This is a genomic window from Collinsella aerofaciens (assembly GCF_964283865.1).
GTDB lineage: Bacteria > Actinomycetota > Coriobacteriia > Coriobacteriales > Coriobacteriaceae > Collinsella.
Map to the genome: position 1 here is coordinate 189,691 of NZ_CAXYLS010000001.1, position 20,738 is coordinate 210,428.

The window sequence follows — 20,738 nt, forward strand, 5'->3', positions numbered from 1 at the left end:
CTGTGCGTGCGGCACGGCGGCCGCAGACCAAATTGCGATACCGAAGTATCTTACCGCCGGAGACATACGTCACCGTAAGGCAAACGCAATTCTTCAGCAGGTCAACGCAAATTATTGCTCGAATGGTGCAATTTTACGCCCCAGCGGTAACGGGATTGGCACGGCGAAGACAACGGTGTTCTGCGTGCCGAGCAATGGGAATGAGAGGCCAAAACAAAAAAGACGGGGCTCGCAATGCGAACCCCGTCTGCAAAGAAATCTGGCGAGAAAGCCTGATTACTTGAGGGTGACAGCAGCGCCAGCAGCCTCGAGCTTCTCCTTGGCAGCCTCGGCGTCCTCCTTCTTGGCACCCTCGAGAACAGCCTTGGGAGCGCCCTCGACGACCTCCTTGGCCTCCTTCAGGCCAAGGTTGGTGAGCTCACGGACGGCCTTGATGACCTGGATCTTGTTGTCGCCGAAGCCCTCGAGCACGACGTCAAACTCGGTCTTCTCCTCGGCCTCAGCAGCGCCAGCAGCGGGAGCGGCGACAACAGCGGCAGGAGCAGCGGCGGAAACGCCGAAGGTGTCCTCGATAGCCTTAACGAGCTCGGAAGCCTCGAGAAGGGTCATTTCCTTAAGAGCATCGATGATCTCATCGGTGGTAAGCTTAGCCATTTCTAAGTCCTTTCGGTTTCCGTGTCTGTGCACGGAGATCAGTTAAAACACGGCGCGAATGCGCCAGGGGTGCGACGTTGCCGCCGCGGGTGAAAGCAGCGACTAGGCTGCCTTCTGCTCGGAGACCTGCTGGATCGAACGAGCGAGACCAGAGGAAACGCCGTTGACGCAGACAGCGATGTCGCGAGCGAAACCGGAGATGAGACCGGCGATCTGGCCGAGAAGCTGATCCTTGGTGGGCAGCTCGGCGATAGCCTTAACATCATCAGCGGAAACGGCCTTGCCGTCGGAGATACCGCCCTTGATCTCAAGGACGCCCTTGGACTTAGCAGAGAAGTCCTTAAGGGCCTTAGCGGCCTCGACCGGCTCGGACTCGTAGAACACATAAGCGACGGGGCCGGCGAGGATCTCGTCGAGCTCGGGCTGCTCCTGGTTCTTGAGAGCGATCTTGACCAGGTTGTTCTTGTAGACCTTCATCTCGGCGCCGCACTCGCGAAGCTGATGACGCAGCTCCTGAGCCTGCTTAACCGTCAGACCGTTGTAGTTGACGACGAACAGACCGGCGTTCTCGGCGATACGGGACTCGATCTCTGCAACCTTGTCGATTTTGTACTGCTGGGGCATGAATTACACCTCCTCGAATTCTTTCCGGGCACGGTCCGCCACAAGGACGTGACGGGGGCATGTCCAAAAAGAAAGCCCCCGCGCTGCATGAGCGACGGGGGCGAGAAGACATATCTACTCGACCACCTCGGCTGGCGGGATATCCCATTAAGCTCGCGGGCGATGCCCGTTTGCACCGGCTGTCTCTGGCAGCGGATTCGTGCGTGAACCGAAAGTATTATGGCGGGGACCCCGGCGTCGGTCAACGGCAACCCTGGCTGCACACAATTCCACCATCTCGGTCGCGCCGCCGAAGGCCAGGCGCAAGCTTTTCGCTCGGTCAGGTCCTGGGCTCGCACGAAGAGCACATTAAGTGCTCTTCGGCTCGTGCGGAATCTACGAAAAGCTTGCGCCTGGCCTTCGGCGGCGCGACCTGCGTCAACTATGGGGCAGCCCGGTTTTCCGTTGGCCGGCGCGCCCCACTCATAATGCTTGGGTCGGTGGGCTGATGTGTTGCGTCCCTGATGGCTACAGGGTTGAAATGAAGGTGGACAGGCGATTTAGGCCTTCGTCCAGATCTTTGTCGGAGACGCAGTAGCTGAGGCGGATGTGGCCTTCGGTGCCGAAACAGTCGCCTGGGACTAGGGCTACGTTTGCTTCTTTGATGGCTTTGATACAGAAGTCTTTGCTGGTTAGGCCATACTGTTTGATGCTCGGGAAAGTGTAGAAGGCTCCTGCGGGCTCTACTACGTCGAGGCCCATGGCGTCTAAGGCTGCGAGTACGCGTTCGCGGCGGGCTCGGTAGACTTTGAGCATGGGGGCTGGGTCGACGGTCAGGGCTCGGGCTGCGGCGTCCATCTCGAAGGAGACGGCGCTCGATACTAGGTATTGGTGAGCTTTTGCGATCTCGGCGATGACGGGGGCTGCGGCTGCGAGCCAACCTAAGCGCCAGCCGGTCATGGCCCAGGGCTTGGAGAAGCTCTCGATAACTACCGTCTGATCGCGAAGCTCCGGGTGACGCTGGGCAAATCGCTCGTAGCCGTCCACGTAGACCAGGCGGTTATATACGTCGTCGCAGATTACGTAGATGCCCGTCTGGTCTGTCACGCGCGCCACGGCGTCGAGCGACGCCGCGTCGAGGATGCAACCCGTGGGATTGTTGGGCGAGCAGATGACGATGGCCTTAGTCGCCGGTGTCACGCAATCACGAAGTGCGTCTTCGTCAATCTGGAATTGTGCAGGCTCTGTATCCAAAAAGACCGCTTTGGCATGATTGGCCACGACGATGCTCTCGTACAGGCCAAAGGCCGGCGTTGGGATAATGACCTCGTCGCCGGGGTTGAGCATAGCCATAAATGTTGCCGACAGGGCCTCGGTCGCTCCGTCGGTCAGGATGACCTCGTCGGCCGAAAACGTAAGGCCCGCGTCCCCCATGTAGGCAGACAGCGCCTCGCGCAGGGCGGGGCGACCGTTGTTGGGCGGATAGTGCGTGTCGCCGCGGCCCAGCGCGGCGGTCACCTCGGCGCTAATCACATCGGGCGTGGGAAAATCAGGCTCGCCAAGCGCAAGCGCGATGCACCCCGGATGCTGGGCGGCGAGCGCATTGATCCGACGGATGCCGGAGGGCTTGAGCGTGGCAAGCGAGGTATTCATGGGCAGACGCATGGCGTTCCTTTCGTAAGGGTTGCACTAGGATAGCGCGGCGAGACGCCGCCAGACGGTGTAACCTAAACGGAAACCAACCGGAAAGGAGGCGGCATGGAGACGACCGCACACGGCGATATACCAAAAACGCTGTATAACATCGCGTTTGTCAGTATTCCCGAGAGCGCCGATCTTGAGTTTTTGCTCTGGGACCTCCAGGATGCCATCGCCGCCTATGCCCAGCTTTCTGGCACCGTACTCCCCCGCCCAGTCAACTTGAAGGCAAATGATGCCGGTGCAGTCGATGGCATGGTGCTCGCTGTTGACGATGCATTTGATGATGAGGCTATGATTGCTGTCGAGCAGATACTCGATCGCCTTGGGAATACAGAGACACGCATCTATGTCGTCGTCCAGGCCCTGTCAAAAAACAACAAGCAGGCGGACGAAGTCCTCGACCGCTTGCACCGGGCATGCATTCTACGTGACCTGCCATGGTGCGACGGCGTTGTCATCTGTGCCGGCAGCGGCATCGCAGCGCTTCACCATTCCCCACGCATGGGCGTCTTGCGCCGACCATTTTCGGAAGCGATGGATAAGCTTGTAGGCGCTGTGCGCATGGGCTGCTCCATCGAGCATGCGCAGCTGCTTGGCGGTGGCAATGCCGGTAGTGTCGATGCCGACGGCATGGTGCGTGCCAGGCCCGCCGTGCCCGCACCAATCTGGCGCGTCATCATCAAACGCCTCGGCACCCGCGCCCAATCAGATATCTAAATTACAGAGCGCCCCAATCAACGGCATCGCGCCAGCGCTCGACAAGGCGTTCCAGGCGCCATGCCGCATTGGCGGGACTTGTCGACGGCAGAACGATGGCGGGCAGCCCGGTGCGTTCTTGTAGATAGCGCCTGTAGAGCCGACCAGCTGTGCCACCGTTGCATATCACCTGCTCAATGGGGGCTGCGCCGGTAATGCACTCGATATGTGCCGGCACAACGTTGCGAATGCTCGCGTCACTCGAGCCCTTAATGTCGCAGCTCTCAATCACATCCCATAGGGCTACGCCGCCGTAAAGCAGCATAGATCGCTTGACGGCAATGGAGGCATCGAGCGCCGCGTGCTCACCGCTTGCCAAAGGATCGCCCTCGTTGGGCGGCACAGGCACACCGAGGCACGCGGCCATCACGCGCCAAAAGCGATTCTGCGGATTGCCATAGTAGAAGGCATTGGCGCGCGAAAGCACCGAGGGAAACGACCCGAGCACCAAAACGCGCGAGTGCTGGTCGAACACGGGCTCAAACCCATGCTCAATATGTTGATAGCCCTCGTCGGACGCCGCCATGATCTAGGCCCTCAACAGATAGCGCACCTCGTAGGGCGCAAGCTCGAGGGTGCCCGTCAGCTCGACCGCGAGCGCGTCGTCGGCAAGCAGATCGACAAAGGAGCCGTTGAGCTCGCCGGCGCCAAAGGTGTAAGGCTCGCCCACGGCGTTCACCGCCACGAGCACCGTCGCGCCGTCACAGGCGCGCTCGAACAGCAGCTGCTTGTTCTGGATCACCACGTTGCGATAGGCACCGTAGTTGAGGGCGCGGGCCGCCGCGCTGTCTGTCGAGCGCAGGTGCGTGAGCTGCTTGATGAAGGCCGTCAGCTCGTTGGGCGCAGGCTCATCGAGCGCAGGTCGCAGCGCCCAGTCGCCATCGGGGCCGCCCTTTTCGCCAGGAATTCCCCACTCGCTACCATAGTAGACGCACGGGATGCCCGGCATGCCAAAGAGCATGCCATAAGCGGGGCGCAGGCAGGACTTGTCCGTCAGGATGCTTGCCAGGCGCGGCACATCGTGGTTGTCGACAAAAGACAGCAGGTGTTTGCCGCGGTAGATGCACCACGGGTCGCCGCCAAACTGACGGTGCAACGAGTGGGCGATCTCGAACATGTTGACCGAGTTAAAGCTGGAGTACAGGCCCTTGTAGCACTCGTAGTTGGTGCAGGAGTCGAGCATCTCGTCGTTGACGATCTGGTTGTAGTCGCCGTGGAGCGTCTCACCAATCAGCACAAAGTCGGACTTGAGCTCACGGGTAAAGGCGTGCAGGCAGCGCATGAAGTCGCGGTCGAGCATATAGGCGACGTCCAGGCGCAGGCCGTCGATGCCAAAGACCTCGGCCCAGTGACGCACGGACTCAAGCAGGTAATCAACCACAGCGGGGTTTTGCAGGTTGAGCTTCACAAGCTCAAAATGGCCCTCCCAGCCCTCGTACCAAAAGCCGTCGCCGTAGCACGAGTCACCGTCGAAGCTGATGTGGAACCAGTCCTTGTACGGCGAATCCCACTTGCGCTCCTGCACATCACGGAAGGCCCAAAAGCCGCGACCGACGTGGTTGAAGACGGCATCGAGCACCACACGGATGCCGTGGGCATGCAGCGTCTCACACACGGCGGCAAAGTCGGCATCCCTACCCAGGCGGCGGTCAATATGGCGCAGGCTGCGCGTGTCGTAGCCGTGGCTATCGGACTCGAGCGGCGGGTTGATGAGCACGGCGCCAACGCCGAGTTCCTGCAGGTAGTCGGCCCATTGGGCGATCTTCATGATGGGAGCGTCGGGATTGGGCGCGGCGTTGGCAACCTGGGCGAGCTCGTCCTCGGCAACGGGCGCGGCATTCTCGTGCGGAGCTCCGCAAAAGCCCAGCGGATAGATCTGATAGAACGTCGTCTCGTATGCCCACATAACAGCCTCCCAGAAATCCTTCACGCAACGCCACCCATTGTATGCCCAGCTTGTATCCTCTTCCCCAAAATAAGTTGCGGTGGAATAGTTCCTGCTTGGGTCTTCAGAGGCCTTAAACAAGAACTATTCCACCGCAACTGATGAGGGGACGTGATTAGGCGACGGGCTTGGCGCGGCGTATGGCCGGGAACAGCACCGTAATGGCGAGGATGACGCCCACGACGGCGATCGCCCCGCCCGCAAAGCCGATCCAAGCGATACCGGGACCCGAAACCACGGCGCCGCCGATCGCGGTGCCCGTGCCAATACCGAGATTGAACAGGCCCGAGAAGATCGACATGGCGACAGCCGACGAATCCGCGGGCGTGTACTTGATGAGCTCGGCTTGAAACGCCACATTAAAGGCCGTGGCGCAGCAGCCCCACAGCGCGCAGACGGCAAGCACTGCCGCGAGCGACGATGCGGCCGGACCCATGAGCAGCAGGGCCGCCGGCACGCCGGAGAGCGTAATTGCAAGGAACGGGAAGCGATGCCCATCGAACAGGCGGCCAAACAGCCAGCTTCCGAGCAGACCAGAGCAGCCGAACGCCGTCAGCGTCATAGTGATGGCGCTTGCGTCGACATGCGCGACCTGAGCCAGGAAAGGCTCGATATAGCTATAGCCCGCGTAATAGCCGGTCGCCATGAACACCGTGACCACATAGAGTGCGATGAGGAACGGGTTCTTGAGCAGCTCGGGCAGCTGCTTGAGCGTAAAACGCTCGCCCGCTGGCATGACAGGAAACACCGTGGCCTGGTAGACGACCGCGACAGCAGACAGCGCTCCGACCACGGCAAACGTCATGCGCCAGCCCACGGCCAAGCCAATGGCGCGACCGAGAGGCAGGCCAAAGATCTGCGCGATGGACGAGCCCGTAGCGATCATGCTGATGGCGAGCGCGCCGTGGCGCGTGTCAACCAGACGCGAGGCCATAATCGAGGCGACCGACCAGAACACGGCATGTGCGCAAGCGACCACCAGGCGCGCGCAGACCAGGATGGGATAGGTCGGCGCCACAGCGGACAGGAACTGACCGAGCGAGAACACGGCCAGCACGCCCAGCAGCATCCGCTTGAACTCAAAGCGCGAGGCGAACACCATGAGCGGCAGCGACAGCAGCATGACGCCCCAGGCATAGACCGAGATCATGATGCCCGCCTGGGCCTCGGTGAGCGAGAACGACGCGGCGATATCAGTCAAAAGGCCGATGGGCATAAACTCCGACGTGTTGAACACGAACGCACAGCAGGTGAGCCCGATAAGCGGGAGCCACTGCCTGAGTGCGATACCACCTTGCTTTGTTTGGGCCATATAGGAAAACCTCTCCGATTATCTTGAGCGGTGGGCGATTATAGCAATGAGAAGTCTATAAAATGAGCAACAAAAGAATTCTTGGAAAACGATCGTTAACAGACGGCGCGCCAATTCTACTTAGAAAGCAAGGTACGCAGGAACTCAATGTCGAAAACGCGGCTTCATCTTCGGGCTATCGCGCCTGCTCGGATACGCACAAGGACACCCCCATGAGCACGTCAATTTCGAGCCAACTCGCAACCGCACAATGAACTAGCAAAAGAAGGATATAAGCAAACGCCCCATTATAAAGTCCCTCATGTACAAGCGCCGTCACTGAAAGTGCCGACGGCAGCGCCGCACTCGAAACTACCCATCCAACAAGAACCTGGATAGCGCAACTTGCAACCAGGTTCCATGCCACTAGCAGCGTTGCGGGACGCGCGATTTCTCTGCAGGAGGAACGAAGCACCGTGACCGAACGCATGATGTAGCGTGGTGCAAACCGAATGCCTCGTAGTCCCCTCTGCTCCACGCCCGCATCTTCAATTAACACGAATACGAACGACGCGGAAAGAAGCGTCACGATTACTGCCACCACAAGCGAGCACAACACCCCGAGCTGGCTGCTCGCAAGCGAGGCAAAGACTACAATTGCCGATAAAATCAAGTGAACCAAATAAATTAGCAGCGCCCCAGAAATCTGGAGGGGAACCGTCGAGGCCAAGAGATAAACCGGAGGGGTTCGAGCAGGTTGCACCGTCTCTTTGGACCGGTCGACGGCAAATAATGAAAAAGCCACATTCGATAGAAGCAGGTTTAAAAAGGCCGCGACCACAGTGCAAATAAGCGTAATGGACGGATTGATATAGGCGAGCTCAGTTGCAACGTTTGATACACCAATTTGAAGCGCGCTCATAACAAACAAGGGGATATATAACGCCATCGTGCAGCCACTCCGGCATCCCTTCGCCCGATCGCCCGATTCCAGAAAGACATTGAAGTTCTCTCGCAAGTTCACTCTATACCCGTTTTCTTACTAGGCAGGGCGAACGAGCGCCAATATAAACGCCGGTCCGCCCATCCATGATTTCTAGTTTTAACGTCCAGACTAGTCTGTCCAGCCGTCGATGTAGTCGCGGTTAAGCTCAAAGTACTGCGCGGCGATGTCTTTCGCCAAGGAGTACGAATTAACGAGCGGGTGCATCGCGAGGCTCTCGACAATGTCGCGCTTCGATCGGTTAACGATGCCACGCGCCACGGTGCGCTCGTAGTACTTGACGCGACGAATCAATTCGAGGTTTCCCGCGGGCACAGAATCGGCTTCGACGCGATGCGGTACACAGCCATCGGTGGAGATATCGCACGTTGACTCGATGACATCTGTATCGAGAAGGCCGGGGATGGCGCCATTGTTGGGGGTGCACAGGATCATCTGCTGCGTCTTGCCAGAGCGAGCAATATCCATGAAACGGAGCGCAACACCTGCGTATCCGCCAGCATCTTTGCCGTACACGTCAAACGTCCACGGCTTGTCGCGGTGAATACCTGTCTCGGCCGCCATGTAGTTGTTTTCGCGCATTCCGTACCACTTCTCAAAGCACGCGAGGCCCTTTTCGAAGTCGTTCTCAATATCGATAGATGCAAGCTCGCTCGTCATTTCTCGATTAATTTCTTCGATTAGTTCGCCGCGCGTCTGGGGCGAAGAGAGAACGTTGGCAACGGCGCGCTCGCGATAGTAGAAATAGTATAGGTACTCATTTGGCACGCATCCGCGATTTAGAACGAGATCCTTCTCGAAGAACCTAAGATCCGTATGAGCATATGCCCCGTCGTCGTGGATCAAGTCGGGCATGATGTCCTCGCCGTCAACCGTCACATTGCGGAAGAACGAGAGGTGGTTGAGTCCATAGCACTCGCCCTGAACCGATGCGGGATCAACGCCTTTATACTCGGCAAACTGATGCAACATGCCCGAGGGGGCATCGCAAATGCCATAAGTAAAATCGTAGCCCATATCGCGTAAGGCCTGAGATACGACGCCAGCGGGATTAGTAAAGTTAAACACCTTGACGCCCGGCTTTGCGTACTTCTTGATTAACTCGCAATACGAAGCAAGCGCAGGGACGGAGCGCATGGCAAAAGACACGCCGGCTGCGCCAGTCGTCTCTTGGCCAAGAACCCCATGTGAGAGAGCAATGCGCTCATCGCGAACGCGCATATGGTCCCCACCGACGCGAATCGTCGTGATCACGTAATCGGCGTCCTTAACGGCCTCGACTGCATCGCCCGTCAGTGAAAAATTAAGCGTGGGGCAAAGCATGCCCGAGACATGGGCGGCAAGGCCACCGTAGATGCGCAGCTTCTCGGGATCATTGTCCATAAACACAAGTTCATCGATTCCAAGCGATGACGCCTGCTGGGCTATGCTCTTTGCCAAAAACATGGAGCGGACGCCACCGCCGCCTATGACCGTAAGTTTCATATCGAAACCCCCAATTAGCACATTCAATATTGCATGGTTCGCCTGTGTATGGATATTGTATCCAGCATGGAGGGCCGCTTCCCGCCCCGGCTGCAAGGCGGGAAAGGAATTCCCCAAGGAGTTATTATTTACGCAACGGAAGCGGCCACACACGTCCGGCGGGAAGGGAGCACCGATGGTTGATAAAAAGCAGATTTCCAAGCTCTACTCAGCCGCAAAGCTATCCGAAACCGAGCAAAGCGTACTCGAATACCTGCTCAACAATATCGACACCCTCGATGATATTGGCATAAAACCCGTCGCCATGGCATGCTTTACCAGCATGACGACAGTCATCAGGCTTTCGAAAAAGCTCGGCTACCGTGGCTACCGCGAAATGATGTACGATCTCAAGCACCTTCAGCATGTCTCCCGCGAAATGAATCAATCACTCAAAGACAGTAGCGTCCACTTCGTATGCCACACCGGAGATGTAGACGTATTCATCGCCGCACTGCATCGCAACAGAATGATCGGAGTAAACGGAGAGGGCTTCTCACGCATCGTTGCGCAGTACATGGCGACCAAGCTCGTTGGACTTGGCTTTTTGGCCGTCATACAGGACTTCCTAGAAACCGATCAGTTTGTCGAATCCAACCGAAATACGCTCAGCTGCATGATGCTCATATCCAAATCGGGCCAGACAGAAGCCATCCTGGAAACCGCAAGGGCATGCCACGACGCGGGCATTACGACCCTCGCGTTTACCGGCAACGAAGACAGCGAGCTCGCCAAGACGGCAGACGCGATCTTTACGATACATGACGATCACCCAATGGATCTTAAGAACGTTAAGCCTAACTGCTTTACCGGAAGTTGTATTCTCGCATTCGAAGAACTATTGAGTATCTGCCTTGACAATCTAAAACAAGAAGGCTTGGCTCCCTAAATCATGCGATAGGAAGCCAAGCCCTAGAATTGCGCTATGCAATTGAAAGCCACTTGCGCGTTTTACTCGTCACCGAGAACTTCGTGCACCTCAGAAGCGACTTCGCCGACACGAGGACCGTAAATGACCTGGATTGCCTTGTCGCTCAGGCGGATAACGCCCATAGCTTCAAGATTCTTGGTGAACACCTCGTCGTCTGCAACCTTAGAACCATCCTTGACAATCACGCGAAGACGTGAGATGCAGTTGTCAAGATCATCAATGTTGTCGGCTCCACCAAGCGCTTCGACAATGCCAACAGCAAGCGCGCTGTCCTTGGTCGCACGGCCCTGGACTGTCTTCTCGGGAGTGCTATCAGACTCGCCCTTTGCCTCAGCGGCCTTTGCCTCGAACTCGGCTCTGCTGTTGATCAACTCAATATCGTCACCATCGTCTCGACCGGGCGTCTTGATATCGAACTTAGTAATAAAGAACCGGAAGAGGAAGAAAGCTGCCAGGAAAAAGGCGGGGAGCAGAATAAGGTACGGAAGCAGATTAAGCTTCTCGGGGCGGAATAAGAATGGGATCAGGTCCTTGATATTTCCCTGGTACACCGAAACGCCCATTGCCTCCGAGAGAACTTCACCCAGTCCGGAAAGCGGAGCGTAAACGCCAAAGTAGAGCCAGGGGGCGGCAAACAGGAACGTAAAGAGAATAGGCTCCGTAACGCCAAAGAAAACAGTCGAAATCACTGTGGGGATTAAAAGACCAGCAACCTTCTTGCGGTTCTGGGGCTTGGCACAAGACCACATAGCAAGGGCGATGCCCGGGAACAACGCGTAATCGTTAATGCCATAGCCAGCCATGAAGGCCCTAACCAAGAGCTTGTCGCTACTGGGAGAAGCTAGCTGTGCAAGCTGAATAGCGCTATTGCCCACCACGCGCGTTCCGTCGACGACCATGGAGCCGCCAAGCTCAGTCCAATACATGGGCGTCTCGAGCAGCGGATGCAAGCCAAACGGCACAAGGCTCTCGAGCACCCAGCGATAGACAAACGTACCGACCAGACCGGAGCCTTTCACGAACGTCGCAATACCCGAGAAGCATCCACCGATGACGGGCCAAACGAAGTACATGATGCCGCCCAGGACGCCACCGGCGACCAGCGATACAATGGGAACCGTTCGACTGCCCGCAAAAAACGCCAGCGCCGTTGGAAGCTTGGTCTTGTAAAAACGGCCGGTGATCCAGGCGACCAGGCAGCCCACGATAATGCCGCCAAAGACACCAGAGCTGTAGCCAAAAAAGCCGAGCGAGGTAGTGTAGAGTGCGGACTGCTCACTCGCCTGAATGGACGTAAGGCCGACCTTCTGAAGAGCTTCCACCGTTGTATTGTCGGCAGCCAAGCCAGCTGCTCCAAGCAGAATCTCAACCGTCTTGAGCATGGTGAGATAGCAGACAAGGGCAGAAAAGGCAGCCCAGCCCTTCTCTTTGCGAGACAAGGAGAAGGCGCAGCCGACGGCAAACAAAACACCGAGGTTTCCAATGATTACCTCGCCGAGACCCTTAAATACCGAGAAGAACGTAAAGAGCGGCGAAGCGGCATACCAGTCCCAATTAACGCCAAGGGACACAAGGGTCAGTTCGGTCGTAAAAACGCTACCGATACCCAAAAAGAGACCGGAAATGGCAATGAGCGTAATCGGAACGAGCATTGCCTTTCCGAACGATTGGAATTTTTCTTTCATCAATTCCCTCCTCAATGAGCCTCTACAAACGACTATTGCACCCCACGTCCCCACACAGGCGAAACGGAAGACATGTTCGGCAATAGACACAAAGTGATTGTAGAAAGGGGCACACAAAATGCGCATCGGCATCGCGTAATGCGGTTAAATCGACTGACGATTGCAAGTATTTACGAATCCGTAAACGGCAGCAAATAGGCAGCGAACGGCAACCTGCAGCGTAGGACAGTCCCCGCAGGCCGACAATTACCGGTATTTTGGCTCATATTTATTGAATTGTTGCTCGCCCAAAAGCGCGGAGCATCAACGCGCCCCTAAGCCAGCCCCAGCAATATGCCCGCCGAATGCACGACAAACGCCACGATCCAGGCGACCGTCACCTGAAACGCGAATACGGCCACGGCGTAACGCCCGCCCAGTTCGCTCTTGACGGCGCCGATGGCCGCCACGCAGGGCGGGTACAGCAGCGTAAAGACCAAGAACACGTAGGCGGTGAACGGCGAAAACATGGTCGACAGTGCCGCGGGCGACGTAGCACCCAAAAGCACGGTGAGGGTCGAGATGACGCTCTCCTTGGCAATAAGTCCGGTGACGAGCGCCGTGGATGCGCGCCAGTCGCCAAAACCGAGCGGGGCCAACACCGGCGCGATGATGCTACCCAGACCGGCAAGCAGGCTTTGCGACTGGTCGGCGACCACGTTAAAGCGGATATCGAACGTCTGCAGGAACCAGATGACCACCGTAGCGGCAAAGATAATGGTAAAGGCCTTGGTGATGAAGTCCTTGGCCTTATCCCATGCCAGCATCACCGTCGTCTTGACGCTCGGCGGGCGGTAATTGGGGAGCTCCATGATAAACGGCACCGGGTCGCCCTTAAATGCCGTGCGGTTGAGCACCAGGGCGGCAATGCAGCCGACCACGATACCGATCAGATAGAGCGAGACCATGGCGGGGACCGTCGCCTGCGGGAAGAATGCTCCGCACAGCAAGCCGTAAACCGGCAGCTTGGCCGAGCAGCTCATAAACGGCGTGAGCATGACGGTCATCTTGCGGTCGTGCTCGGACGGCAGCGTGCGCGTCGACATGATGGCCGGCACGGTGCAGCCAAAACCGACGAGCATGGGCACAAAGCTGCGGCCCGACAGGCCAAAGCGACGCAGCACCTTATCCATGACAAAGGCCACGCGTGCCATGTAGCCGGAGTCTTCCAGAATGGAGAGGAACAAGAAGAGCACGACGATAATCGGCAGAAAGGTCAGCACGCTGCCCACACCCGTAAGCACGCCGTCGACAGCCAGCGAGCGCACCACGTCGTTGGTACCGAACGCCTTGAGGCCCGCATCGGCCGAGGCGATGATGACCGCGATGCCGTCCTCCATGAGTCCCTGCAACGCCGCGCCGATCACGCCAAACGTCAGCCAAAAGACGAGGCCCATGATCACCAGAAACGCCGGAATGGCTGTGTAACGACCTGTCAGGATGCGGTCAATCTTGACGGAGCGCACGTGCTCGCGGCTTTCGTGCGGCTTGACGACGCAGCGCCCGCACACGTCGCCGATAAAGCTAAAGCGCATATCGGCCAGCGCGGACAGGCGGTCGGTGCCGGCCTCGCCCTCCATCTGGGAAATAATGTGCTCGATGGCGTCGAGCTCGTTGCGGTCCAGGTGAAGCGCCTCCGTCACCAGCTCGTCGCCCTCAACCAGCTTGGTCGCCGCAAAACGCACCGGGATATGCGCCGTCACGGCATGGTCCTCGATAAGGTTGGCGATACCGTGGATGCAGCGGTGCAGGGCTCCGCCGTCCGGGCCATCGGGCGCGCAAAAGTCCAGGCGGCCGGGACGCTCGCGGAACCGCGCCACGTGCAGAGCGTGTTCCACCAGCTCACCGATGCCCTCGTTGCGGGCAGCGCTAATGGGGACAACAGGCACGCCCAACAGGCTCTCGAGCAGGTTGACGTCGATGGCGCCTCCGTTGGCCGTTACCTCGTCCATCATGTTGAGCGCGATGACCATGGGGCGGTCGAGCTCCATAAGCTGCAGCGTCAGGTACAGATTGCGCTCAATGTTGGTGGCGTCAATGATGTCGATGATGGCGTCCGGACGCTCATCGAGGATGAACTGACGGCTCACGACCTCTTCGCCTGTGTACGGCGACAGGGAGTAAATGCCAGGCAGGTCGGTAACGCTCGCCTCGGGATGGTTACGGATGGTGCCATCTTTGCGGTCGACAGTCACGCCGGGAAAGTTACCGACGTGCTGGTTGGAGCCCGTCAGCTGGTTGAATAACGTGGTCTTGCCGCAGTTTTGGTTGCCGGCAAGGGCAAAGTGCAGCGGCGCGCCCTCGGGCACGGCCGTCTTTGCCGCACGGGGCGAATACGTTCCCTCGCCCAGGGCCGGATGCTCCGTCGTGCCGATTGCGGCGTTAGCGCGCGGACCCGTATCGGTGTCGTGAATACCCACAAGCTCGATGCGAGCGGCATCGTCCTTGCGCAGTGTCAACTCGTAGCCACGCAGGCGAATCTCGAGCGGGTCGCCCATGGGGGCGTACTTCATCATGGTGACTTCGGTGCCCGGCGTCAGGCCCATGTCCAAAATATGCTGTCGGAGTGCCTGATCGTCCGATGCCACCGATGCGACAACGGCGTCCTTTCCAATCTCGAGTGTATCGAGCTTCACGTCCGTGTTCCTCCCCCGGCGCCCACAGGGCGTTGTATTTATGTTCACCATGGCTAACCGTTTGCCATGGCTAACCAATTTTAACCATGCATGATAGCGCGAACGCACGGCGACGTTCAATCAACAGATCGGTGCAGGGGGGACGGATTACTTTGCACCAAGCCCTTGACAACTAGGACGATGCCGATGCCTTGGAACCGACAGCGAAAGCCCGTCAGAGCGAGCGAGGTGCCTTGAAACGAGACGGCATTGACCTTCTGGTCATGCCGCCGAAGTTGAAAGGCAGATTGCCGCTCTGGCGGGCTTGTAGCGTCAAGTGGTTACGGCGTTTGGTAAAACGCCGTAGCTAAAACCCGTGGCGCTCCAGGAAGCGGAAGGCTAGGCGAATCCAAGGGCGGACCGCCACCTGCTTGTCCTCGTTGTCGACCGCGGTGTTGGCGTTGCCGAGCGAAAGGCCGTGACCGCCCTGGTCAAAGACGTGCATCTCGCATGCAACGCCCTCCTCGGCCATGCGCTGCGCAAACGGGTAGACCTGCGCGATCGGTGCCGTCTTGTCGTCGGACACGCCCCACACAAAGGTCGGTGGCATCTGACGCGAAACATGCGTGGTGGGGCAGATATCGGCCAAATGCTCGTCAGTTGCCTCGCCACCCGTCACCATCGACAGGTAGTCGTTGAGCAGATCGCGCCCCGTCTTGCCGCCCGTCTTGGGCACACGCAAGTCAATGCGCGGATCGCGCGTCTGCATGTCACGCACATAGGCAAAGTCGAGCAATGGATAACCCAGCACCACGGCATCGGGACGAATGTCGTCCGGACGCGCCCCGGCAAGTGCCGCGAAGGGGCCGGTCTTCCACTGTGTTGCCAGCGAGGCGCAAATCATGCCGCCAGCAGAAAAGCCCACGACGCACACGCGCTTGGGATCGACATGCCACTCGTCGGCGTTGGCGCGCACCGTGGCGACCATCTTGGCAAGATCTGCCTGGGGGTGCGGAAAGCTCACGTCACCCGTAGAACTCGTGACATAGTTGAGCACAAAGGCCTGGTAACCGTGATCCAAAAACGCAAACGCCACCGGGTCCTGCTCATGCGGAGCGATATGCGTAAACGCACCTCCGCCGCAGATAATCACGGCAGGGCGGCGGCCATTCGGTTTATCGGGCAGCGGCTCGGCTCCCAGATACGTAAAGGTCGCCGGATAATCCTCGGTCGGCTCCTCGCCCCACAGCGCATGGTTCTCGACAATCATATGTGCTCCCTTCGCGCAAATTATGCGCACTCTTTTTTCGCATCTAAGCGTACCCCAGTTGGGTGCAGGACGCAGAAACTCTCCGGCAATAAGTTTCCCTCCAACTGATATATCACATAATCCCAGCTCAGAGGTATCGCTGAGCAGCGTAGAATAGGGGGCGTTGACCAAGCCGCGAAACACATATGAAACGTTTCCGGCAAACCAAACGCGCGATATGCGCCTATTTAAGTTGGAGGCAACTATGGGTCTGCTCGATTCGCTTAAGTCCACCTTCACCTCGACCGGCGAGGCGTCCGTTCCGCCCGCAGCAAGCTTCGCCACCCGCGAAGGCGTCATCTATGCCCCCGTCAATGGCGTACTCGTCAACCTGGACGAGGTTCCCGACGAGACGATCGCCTCGGGCATGCTTGGCCAGGGCTATGGCATCGAGCCCATTACCGGCACCATCTATGCGCCCGCCAACGGTCGCATCGGCGCCACCACCGTCACCAACCACTCCATCGGCATGATCACCGAGGACGGTCTTCGCGTGTTCATCCATGTCGGCCTGGGCACCGTGGAAATGAACGGCAAGGGTTTTGCCCGCTTTGTTGAGATGGGCGATGAGGTCAAGGCCGGCCAGCCGCTCATCAGCTTCGACCGCGACGCCATTAAGGCCGCCGGCCACGAGGACATCGTGACCGTCATCGTCTCCGAGCTCGACCGCCTCAAGAGCATCGATCACGTCGGCGAGTCTGGCACGCTTATCGGCGGCAATCCGCTCGTCAAGCTGGGCGACCCGCTGTTGGTTGCCAAGACCAAGTAGCAAGGCCCCGCGCCACACAGCCAAAAGGCACCTCGTCAAGCGCCCGCGACCATTTGGCCGCGGGCGCTTTTCGTTTGAAAAACCATCCCGCCAATGCCTTATCTGTATAGCCCAAATGAGCCGAGCTGCTAGAATATCGAACTGTATGGATAACTATCATTCAACCGTTATGGGAGGATACGTGAACCGCACCAAAATCGCGCAGCTCTATGCCGATGCCGAGTCGCTCGGCGGCCAGACCGTCACCGTCGCCGGCTGGGTCAAGTCCGTCCGCGACATGAAGAACTTTGGCTTTGTTACGCTCAACGACGGCAGCTGCTTCCGCGACCTGCAGGTCGTCATGAACCGCGAGGCACTCGACAACTACGACGAGATCGCCCATCAAAACGTCTCGGCCGCACTTATTTGCACCGGCACCGTCAAGCTGACCCCCGATGCGCCCCAGCCTTTCGAGCTTTCTGCCACCTCCATCGAGGTCGAGGGCACGAGCGCCCCGGATTACCCGCTGCAGAAGAAGCGCGCAACCGTCGAGTTCCTGCGCACCCAGCAGCACCTGCGCCCGCGCACCAACCTGTTCCGCGCCGTCTTCCGCATCCGCTCTGTCGCGGCTGCCGCCATCCACCGCTTCTTCCAGGAGCAGGGCTTTGTCTACGTCAACACCCCCATCATCACCACGAGTGACTGCGAGGGCGCCGGCGAGATGTTCCGCGTGACCACGCTCGACCCCAAAAATCCGCCCCTCACCGAGTCCGGCGAGGTCGACTGGAGCCAGGACTTCTTTGGCAAGCATGCAAGCCTCACCGTGTCCGGCCAGCTCAATGCCGAGAACTTTGCCATGGCCTTTGGCGACGTGTACACCTTTGGCCCCACCTTCCGCGCCGAAAACTCCAACACCACGCGCCACGCCGCCGAGTTTTGGATGATCGAGCCCGAGATGGCCTTTGCCGACCTTAACGACTACATGGACAACGCCGAGGCCATGCTCAAGTACGTCCTTAAGGACGTTATGGCCACCTGCCCCGACGAGCTCAATATGCTCAACAAGTTTGTGGACAAGGGTCTGCTCGAGCGCCTGGACCATGTCGCCAACTCCGACTTTGCCCGCGTTACCTACACCGAGGCCGTCGAGATCCTGGAGCAGGCCGTCGCCGCCGGTCACAAGTTTGACTATCCCGTGAGCTGGGGCATCGACCTGCAAACCGAGCACGAGCGTTTCCTGACCGAGGAACACTTTAAGCGACCGACTTTCGTAACCGACTACCCGGCCGAGATCAAGGCGTTCTATATGCGCATGAACGAGGACGGCAAGACCGTCGCCGCCGCCGACTGCCTGGTTCCCGGTATCGGCGAGATTATCGGCGGCTCCCAGCGCGAGGAGCGCCTGGATCTGCTCGAGGCCCGCATCAAGGACCTGGGCATGAATCCCGAGCAGTACAAGTACTACCTTGACCTGCGCCGCTACGGTTCCTGCAAGCACGCCGGCTACGGTCTGGGCTTCGAGCGCTTGGTCATGTATCTGACCGGCGTGGGCAACATCCGCGACGTCCTGCCGCACCCGCGCACCGTGGGCAACGCCGACTTCTAATCGCCACAGCGCCACCCAGCGCGTTACAGCGCATCGCGCCAGCGCCTCTCGGCAAGCCGAGGGGCGCTTTTTTTCAACAGCACCCGTCAAGCTTTTGGCAAGGTTTTGGTTAGTTGAGCAGGGCTGTTGAAAACTCGACCCGCCGCTTGCCGACGGCTACCGACCGCCCAGGGCGTCCTGCGCCCCTGGGAAAGCCCCTCGTCCTAGGCTCCATACCGTCGCCACCCAAAACGGAAAGGACGTGGGCGCCATGACCGAAACCGCTGTTGAAACTTACGAGACCACGACGAGGGGCGCCGCCTCGATGGCAGCCTATCGCGCCGTTCGCATCCTGCAACTATTGAGCGAAAACACCGGTGAGGACAAGGCCATGCTTTCCGATGAGTTGATCCGGCGCCTCGCCCATCCCGACGACCCCGCCCGCATGCCCATCTCGGCGGCGCGGCGCAGCATCTACACCGCCATCTCCGCACTTCGCCATGCTGGATACGAAATTGAGTACAAGCGCGGCGTGGGGTATCGGCTCTTGACCCGTCCGCTCACCGACGAAGAGATCATCCGACTCCACGGCATGGTCATGCGCAACCGCTCTACGCCCATCGCCATTCGAAAAAGCATGGCGCAGCACCTGGTCGCCATGGCGAGTGCCGACGTTCGCGGCTACCTCGATGCACCCGAGCCTGCTCCAAGCGCAGGCGGCAAATCCACCAAGGCCACACGCACGCCCGTCAAGCGCATCGATGCCTGCGAGCTCATCGAGCAGGCCATCGACCACGGAACCACGGTGAGTTTTGATATTTCGAGTGTCACGGCACGCGGAGAGGTCGAAGTGGCACGGATGACACTCCGGCCCTTTGCCATCAAGCAACGAGACGGCATCTCGTATTTGCTGGGAACGGTCTATGACGCGCGAGGCGCCGATGACACGTTGCGTACCGTTGAGATCGGCCGCATGAGAAACGTCACCACACGTCTCCTCGACGGCAAGAAGCTCTTCGCCGCCCTGGACGAGGACGACGCCGCCTCCGCCGCATAAGACCCTCCGCCGTCCATTCGACTACCCGTACCGCCCATCCGGTTCTGTATTAAAAAACCCGCCGAGCTGTTGTAAAAATGGACATCAGCGCTACTATAGTTCCACTTGCACTTTGTCCCAGTGCAGTGTTTCCAGCCATTTTTATACTGGGGGTAATGATATGAAGGACATCACCATCAGCCGCAGGAGCCTTCTGGTCTCCGCCGGCCTGCTCGCGCTCGTCCCGCTCGCCGGATGCGGCGGCAACTCTGGTTCCGGCTCTGCTGCCGCCGGTTCCGACCACACCATCGGCGTTCTGCAACTCACCGAGCACTCCGCACTCGATGCCGCCAACGACGGCTTTGTCAAGGCCATCAAGGAGAGCGGCCTTAAGGTCAAGATCGACCAGAAGAACGCCCAGAACGACCAGTCCACGTGTAAGTCCATCGCCGACAAGTTCGTGGGCGATGGCGTCGCCCTGATCTATGCCATCGCTACGCCCGCCGCACAGGCTGCCGCCGGTGCCACCGCTGATATCCCCATCGTTGGCTGCGCCATCACCGACTACGCCGCTTCCGGCCTGGTCCAGGACAACGACAAGCCCGGCACCAACGTCACGGGCGCTTCCGACCTCACCCCGGTCGCCGAGCAGCTCGAGATGATGCAGAAGGTCCTGCCCGACGTTAAGAAGGTCGGCCTGCTCTACTGCACCGCCGAGTCCAACTCCGACGTCCAAATCAAGGCCGCCAAGAAGGAACTCGACAAGCTTGGCCTGGAGTACACCGACTTCACCGTCTCGAGCTCCAACGAGATTCAGTCCGTCGTCGAGTCCGCCGTGGGCAAGGTCGACGCACTCTACTCCCCCACTGACAACACCATCGCCGCGGGTGCTTCGCAGGTCGGCCAGATCTGCAAGGAGAATAAGCTCCCCTTCGTGACCGGCGAGGAGGGTATGTGCATGGCCGGCGGCCTGTTCACCCTCTCCATCAACTATAAGGACCTGGGCTACGCCGCGGGCGAGATGGCCGTTAAGATCCTGAAGGGCGAGGCCAAGCCCGAGGATATGCCGATCAAGCACCTCTCGAGCAAGGACCTGGTCGTCGTCAAGAACGACGAGATGGCCGAGGCCCTGGGTATCGACCTTTCCGCTCTGGACGAATAACGCGTCTAGGGCCCGCACGCGCGCCACGGCTGCGTTATTCAATATCTGAGTCATTGGGGCGAACGCTAAAGGCCGGCGTTCGCCCTGCTTGTTTCAGGTAAAACAAAACGTCTGTCCGCCGCTCTTTTATGCATTGGTACCGCTATTATGG

17 protein-coding genes are annotated in these 20,738 nt (G+C 59.0%); 6 read left to right on the forward strand and 11 right to left on the reverse strand.

Going from position 1 to position 20,738, the window contains the following annotated elements; genetic code table 11:
- Positions 1–276: 276 nt before the first annotated feature.
- From rplL to ACRX4W_RS00850, 3 genes are all read right to left on the reverse strand, one after another.
- Positions 277–654, reverse strand: a complete 378-nt coding sequence (rplL, locus tag ACRX4W_RS00840) for a 50S ribosomal protein L7/L12 (protein ID WP_006235005.1) — start codon at positions 652–654, stop codon at positions 277–279.
- Positions 655–756: 102 nt separating this feature from the next.
- Positions 757–1,278, reverse strand: a complete 522-nt coding sequence (gene rplJ / locus ACRX4W_RS00845; RefSeq protein ID WP_006235004.1) for a 50S ribosomal protein L10 — start codon at positions 1,276–1,278, stop codon at positions 757–759.
- Positions 1,279–1,785: 507 nt separating this feature from the next.
- Positions 1,786–2,922, reverse strand: coding sequence for a pyridoxal phosphate-dependent aminotransferase (locus ACRX4W_RS00850; protein ID WP_118079367.1), 1,137 nt, complete (start codon positions 2,920–2,922; stop codon positions 1,786–1,788).
- A gap of 93 nt (positions 2,923–3,015) precedes the next feature.
- On the opposite strand from ACRX4W_RS00850, the gene ACRX4W_RS00855 reads away from it, so the two are divergent.
- Positions 3,016–3,675, forward strand: coding sequence for a hypothetical protein (locus tag ACRX4W_RS00855; RefSeq protein WP_118079365.1), 660 nt, complete (start codon positions 3,016–3,018; stop codon positions 3,673–3,675).
- Between the two features lies 1 nt (position 3,676).
- Here ACRX4W_RS00855 and ACRX4W_RS00860 read toward each other — a convergent pair whose 3' ends face one another.
- The 5 genes from ACRX4W_RS00860 to ACRX4W_RS00880 all read right to left on the reverse strand — a co-directional run bounded on the left by ACRX4W_RS00860 (position 3,677) and on the right by ACRX4W_RS00880 (position 9,438).
- Entirely contained in the window at positions 3,677–4,240 is a 564-nt protein-coding gene (locus ACRX4W_RS00860; protein ID WP_118079363.1) for a DNA-deoxyinosine glycosylase, read from the reverse strand.
- Between the two features lie 3 nt (positions 4,241–4,243).
- Complete coding sequence (locus ACRX4W_RS00865) at positions 4,244–5,620, reverse strand: alpha-amylase family glycosyl hydrolase (protein WP_118079361.1); 1,377 nt, start codon at positions 5,618–5,620, stop codon at positions 4,244–4,246.
- A 154-nt stretch (positions 5,621–5,774) separates the two neighbouring features.
- Positions 5,775–6,971 carry an MFS transporter gene (locus tag ACRX4W_RS00870; RefSeq protein ID WP_432298914.1) on the reverse strand — a complete coding sequence of 399 codons (1,197 nt, stop codon included), beginning with the start codon at positions 6,969–6,971 and terminating at the stop codon, positions 5,775–5,777.
- 175 nt (positions 6,972–7,146) lie between these two features.
- Positions 7,147–7,899 (reverse strand): hypothetical protein, encoded by a 753-nt coding sequence (locus ACRX4W_RS00875; protein WP_432298915.1) that lies wholly within the window; start codon positions 7,897–7,899, stop codon positions 7,147–7,149.
- A gap of 165 nt (positions 7,900–8,064) precedes the next feature.
- The gene (locus tag ACRX4W_RS00880) at positions 8,065–9,438 is read right to left on the reverse strand and encodes a family 4 glycosyl hydrolase (protein WP_117583084.1); all 1,374 of its coding nucleotides are present in this window, start codon (positions 9,436–9,438) and stop codon (positions 8,065–8,067) included.
- Between the two features lie 175 nt (positions 9,439–9,613).
- Here ACRX4W_RS00880 and ACRX4W_RS00885 point away from each other — a divergent pair, with 175 nt between their 5' ends.
- Positions 9,614–10,366 (forward strand): MurR/RpiR family transcriptional regulator, encoded by a 753-nt coding sequence (locus tag ACRX4W_RS00885; RefSeq protein WP_158550125.1) that lies wholly within the window; start codon positions 9,614–9,616, stop codon positions 10,364–10,366.
- A 62-nt stretch (positions 10,367–10,428) separates the two neighbouring features.
- Here ACRX4W_RS00885 and ACRX4W_RS00890 read toward each other — a convergent pair whose 3' ends face one another.
- The 3 genes from ACRX4W_RS00890 to ACRX4W_RS00900 all read right to left on the reverse strand — a co-directional run bounded on the left by ACRX4W_RS00890 (position 10,429) and on the right by ACRX4W_RS00900 (position 16,017).
- Positions 10,429–12,093, reverse strand: coding sequence for a PTS transporter subunit EIIC (locus tag ACRX4W_RS00890; protein ID WP_158551627.1), 1,665 nt, complete (start codon positions 12,091–12,093; stop codon positions 10,429–10,431).
- A 314-nt stretch (positions 12,094–12,407) separates the two neighbouring features.
- Complete coding sequence (gene feoB, locus ACRX4W_RS00895; RefSeq protein ID WP_432298916.1) at positions 12,408–14,819, reverse strand: ferrous iron transport protein B; 2,412 nt, start codon at positions 14,817–14,819, stop codon at positions 12,408–12,410.
- A gap of 295 nt (positions 14,820–15,114) precedes the next feature.
- Positions 15,115–16,017 carry an alpha/beta hydrolase gene (locus ACRX4W_RS00900; RefSeq protein WP_035137525.1) on the reverse strand — a complete coding sequence of 301 codons (903 nt, stop codon included), beginning with the start codon at positions 16,015–16,017 and terminating at the stop codon, positions 15,115–15,117.
- 244 nt (positions 16,018–16,261) lie between these two features.
- Between ACRX4W_RS00900 and ACRX4W_RS00905 the strand changes: the two genes are divergently transcribed.
- The 4 genes from ACRX4W_RS00905 to ACRX4W_RS00920 all read left to right on the forward strand — a co-directional run bounded on the left by ACRX4W_RS00905 (position 16,262) and on the right by ACRX4W_RS00920 (position 20,587).
- Entirely contained in the window at positions 16,262–16,825 is a 564-nt protein-coding gene (locus ACRX4W_RS00905; protein WP_118206428.1) for a PTS sugar transporter subunit IIA, read from the forward strand.
- Between the two features lie 181 nt (positions 16,826–17,006).
- The gene (asnS, locus tag ACRX4W_RS00910) at positions 17,007–18,410 is read left to right on the forward strand and encodes an asparagine--tRNA ligase (RefSeq protein WP_055285210.1); all 1,404 of its coding nucleotides are present in this window, start codon (positions 17,007–17,009) and stop codon (positions 18,408–18,410) included.
- 250 nt (positions 18,411–18,660) lie between these two features.
- Positions 18,661–19,446 (forward strand): hypothetical protein, encoded by a 786-nt coding sequence (locus ACRX4W_RS00915; protein WP_117736550.1) that lies wholly within the window; start codon positions 18,661–18,663, stop codon positions 19,444–19,446.
- Positions 19,447–19,606: 160 nt separating this feature from the next.
- The gene (locus ACRX4W_RS00920) at positions 19,607–20,587 is read left to right on the forward strand and encodes an ABC transporter substrate-binding protein (protein WP_432298917.1); all 981 of its coding nucleotides are present in this window, start codon (positions 19,607–19,609) and stop codon (positions 20,585–20,587) included.
- The last annotated feature ends 151 nt before the right edge of the window (positions 20,588–20,738 follow it).

Excerpts from the sequence above, each read along its gene's own strand:
- rplL (WP_006235005.1), bottom strand. The coding sequence starts at position 654 with ATGGCTAAGCTTACCACCGATGAGATCATCGATGCTCTTAAGGAAATG.
- rplJ (WP_006235004.1), bottom strand. The coding sequence starts at position 1,278 with ATGCCCCAGCAGTACAAAATCGACAAGGTTGCAGAGATCGAGTCCCGT.
- ACRX4W_RS00850 (WP_118079367.1), bottom strand. The coding sequence starts at position 2,922 with ATGCGTCTGCCCATGAATACCTCGCTTGCCACGCTCAAGCCCTCCGGC.
- ACRX4W_RS00855 (WP_118079365.1), top strand. The coding sequence starts at position 3,016 with ATGGAGACGACCGCACACGGCGATATACCAAAAACGCTGTATAACATC.
- ACRX4W_RS00860 (WP_118079363.1), bottom strand. The coding sequence starts at position 4,240 with ATGGCGGCGTCCGACGAGGGCTATCAACATATTGAGCATGGGTTTGAG.
- ACRX4W_RS00865 (WP_118079361.1), bottom strand. The coding sequence starts at position 5,620 with ATGTGGGCATACGAGACGACGTTCTATCAGATCTATCCGCTGGGCTTT.
- ACRX4W_RS00870 (WP_432298914.1), bottom strand. The coding sequence starts at position 6,971 with ATGGCCCAAACAAAGCAAGGTGGTATCGCACTCAGGCAGTGGCTCCCG.
- ACRX4W_RS00875 (WP_432298915.1), bottom strand. The coding sequence starts at position 7,899 with ATGGCGTTATATATCCCCTTGTTTGTTATGAGCGCGCTTCAAATTGGT.
- ACRX4W_RS00880 (WP_117583084.1), bottom strand. The coding sequence starts at position 9,438 with ATGAAACTTACGGTCATAGGCGGCGGTGGCGTCCGCTCCATGTTTTTG.
- ACRX4W_RS00885 (WP_158550125.1), top strand. The coding sequence starts at position 9,614 with ATGGTTGATAAAAAGCAGATTTCCAAGCTCTACTCAGCCGCAAAGCTA.
- ACRX4W_RS00890 (WP_158551627.1), bottom strand. The coding sequence starts at position 12,093 with ATGAAAGAAAAATTCCAATCGTTCGGAAAGGCAATGCTCGTTCCGATT.
- feoB (WP_432298916.1), bottom strand. The coding sequence starts at position 14,819 with ATGGTGAACATAAATACAACGCCCTGTGGGCGCCGGGGGAGGAACACG.
- ACRX4W_RS00900 (WP_035137525.1), bottom strand. The coding sequence starts at position 16,017 with ATGATTGTCGAGAACCATGCGCTGTGGGGCGAGGAGCCGACCGAGGAT.
- ACRX4W_RS00905 (WP_118206428.1), top strand. The coding sequence starts at position 16,262 with ATGGGTCTGCTCGATTCGCTTAAGTCCACCTTCACCTCGACCGGCGAG.
- ACRX4W_RS00915 (WP_117736550.1), top strand. The coding sequence starts at position 18,661 with ATGACCGAAACCGCTGTTGAAACTTACGAGACCACGACGAGGGGCGCC.
- ACRX4W_RS00920 (WP_432298917.1), top strand. The coding sequence starts at position 19,607 with ATGAAGGACATCACCATCAGCCGCAGGAGCCTTCTGGTCTCCGCCGGC.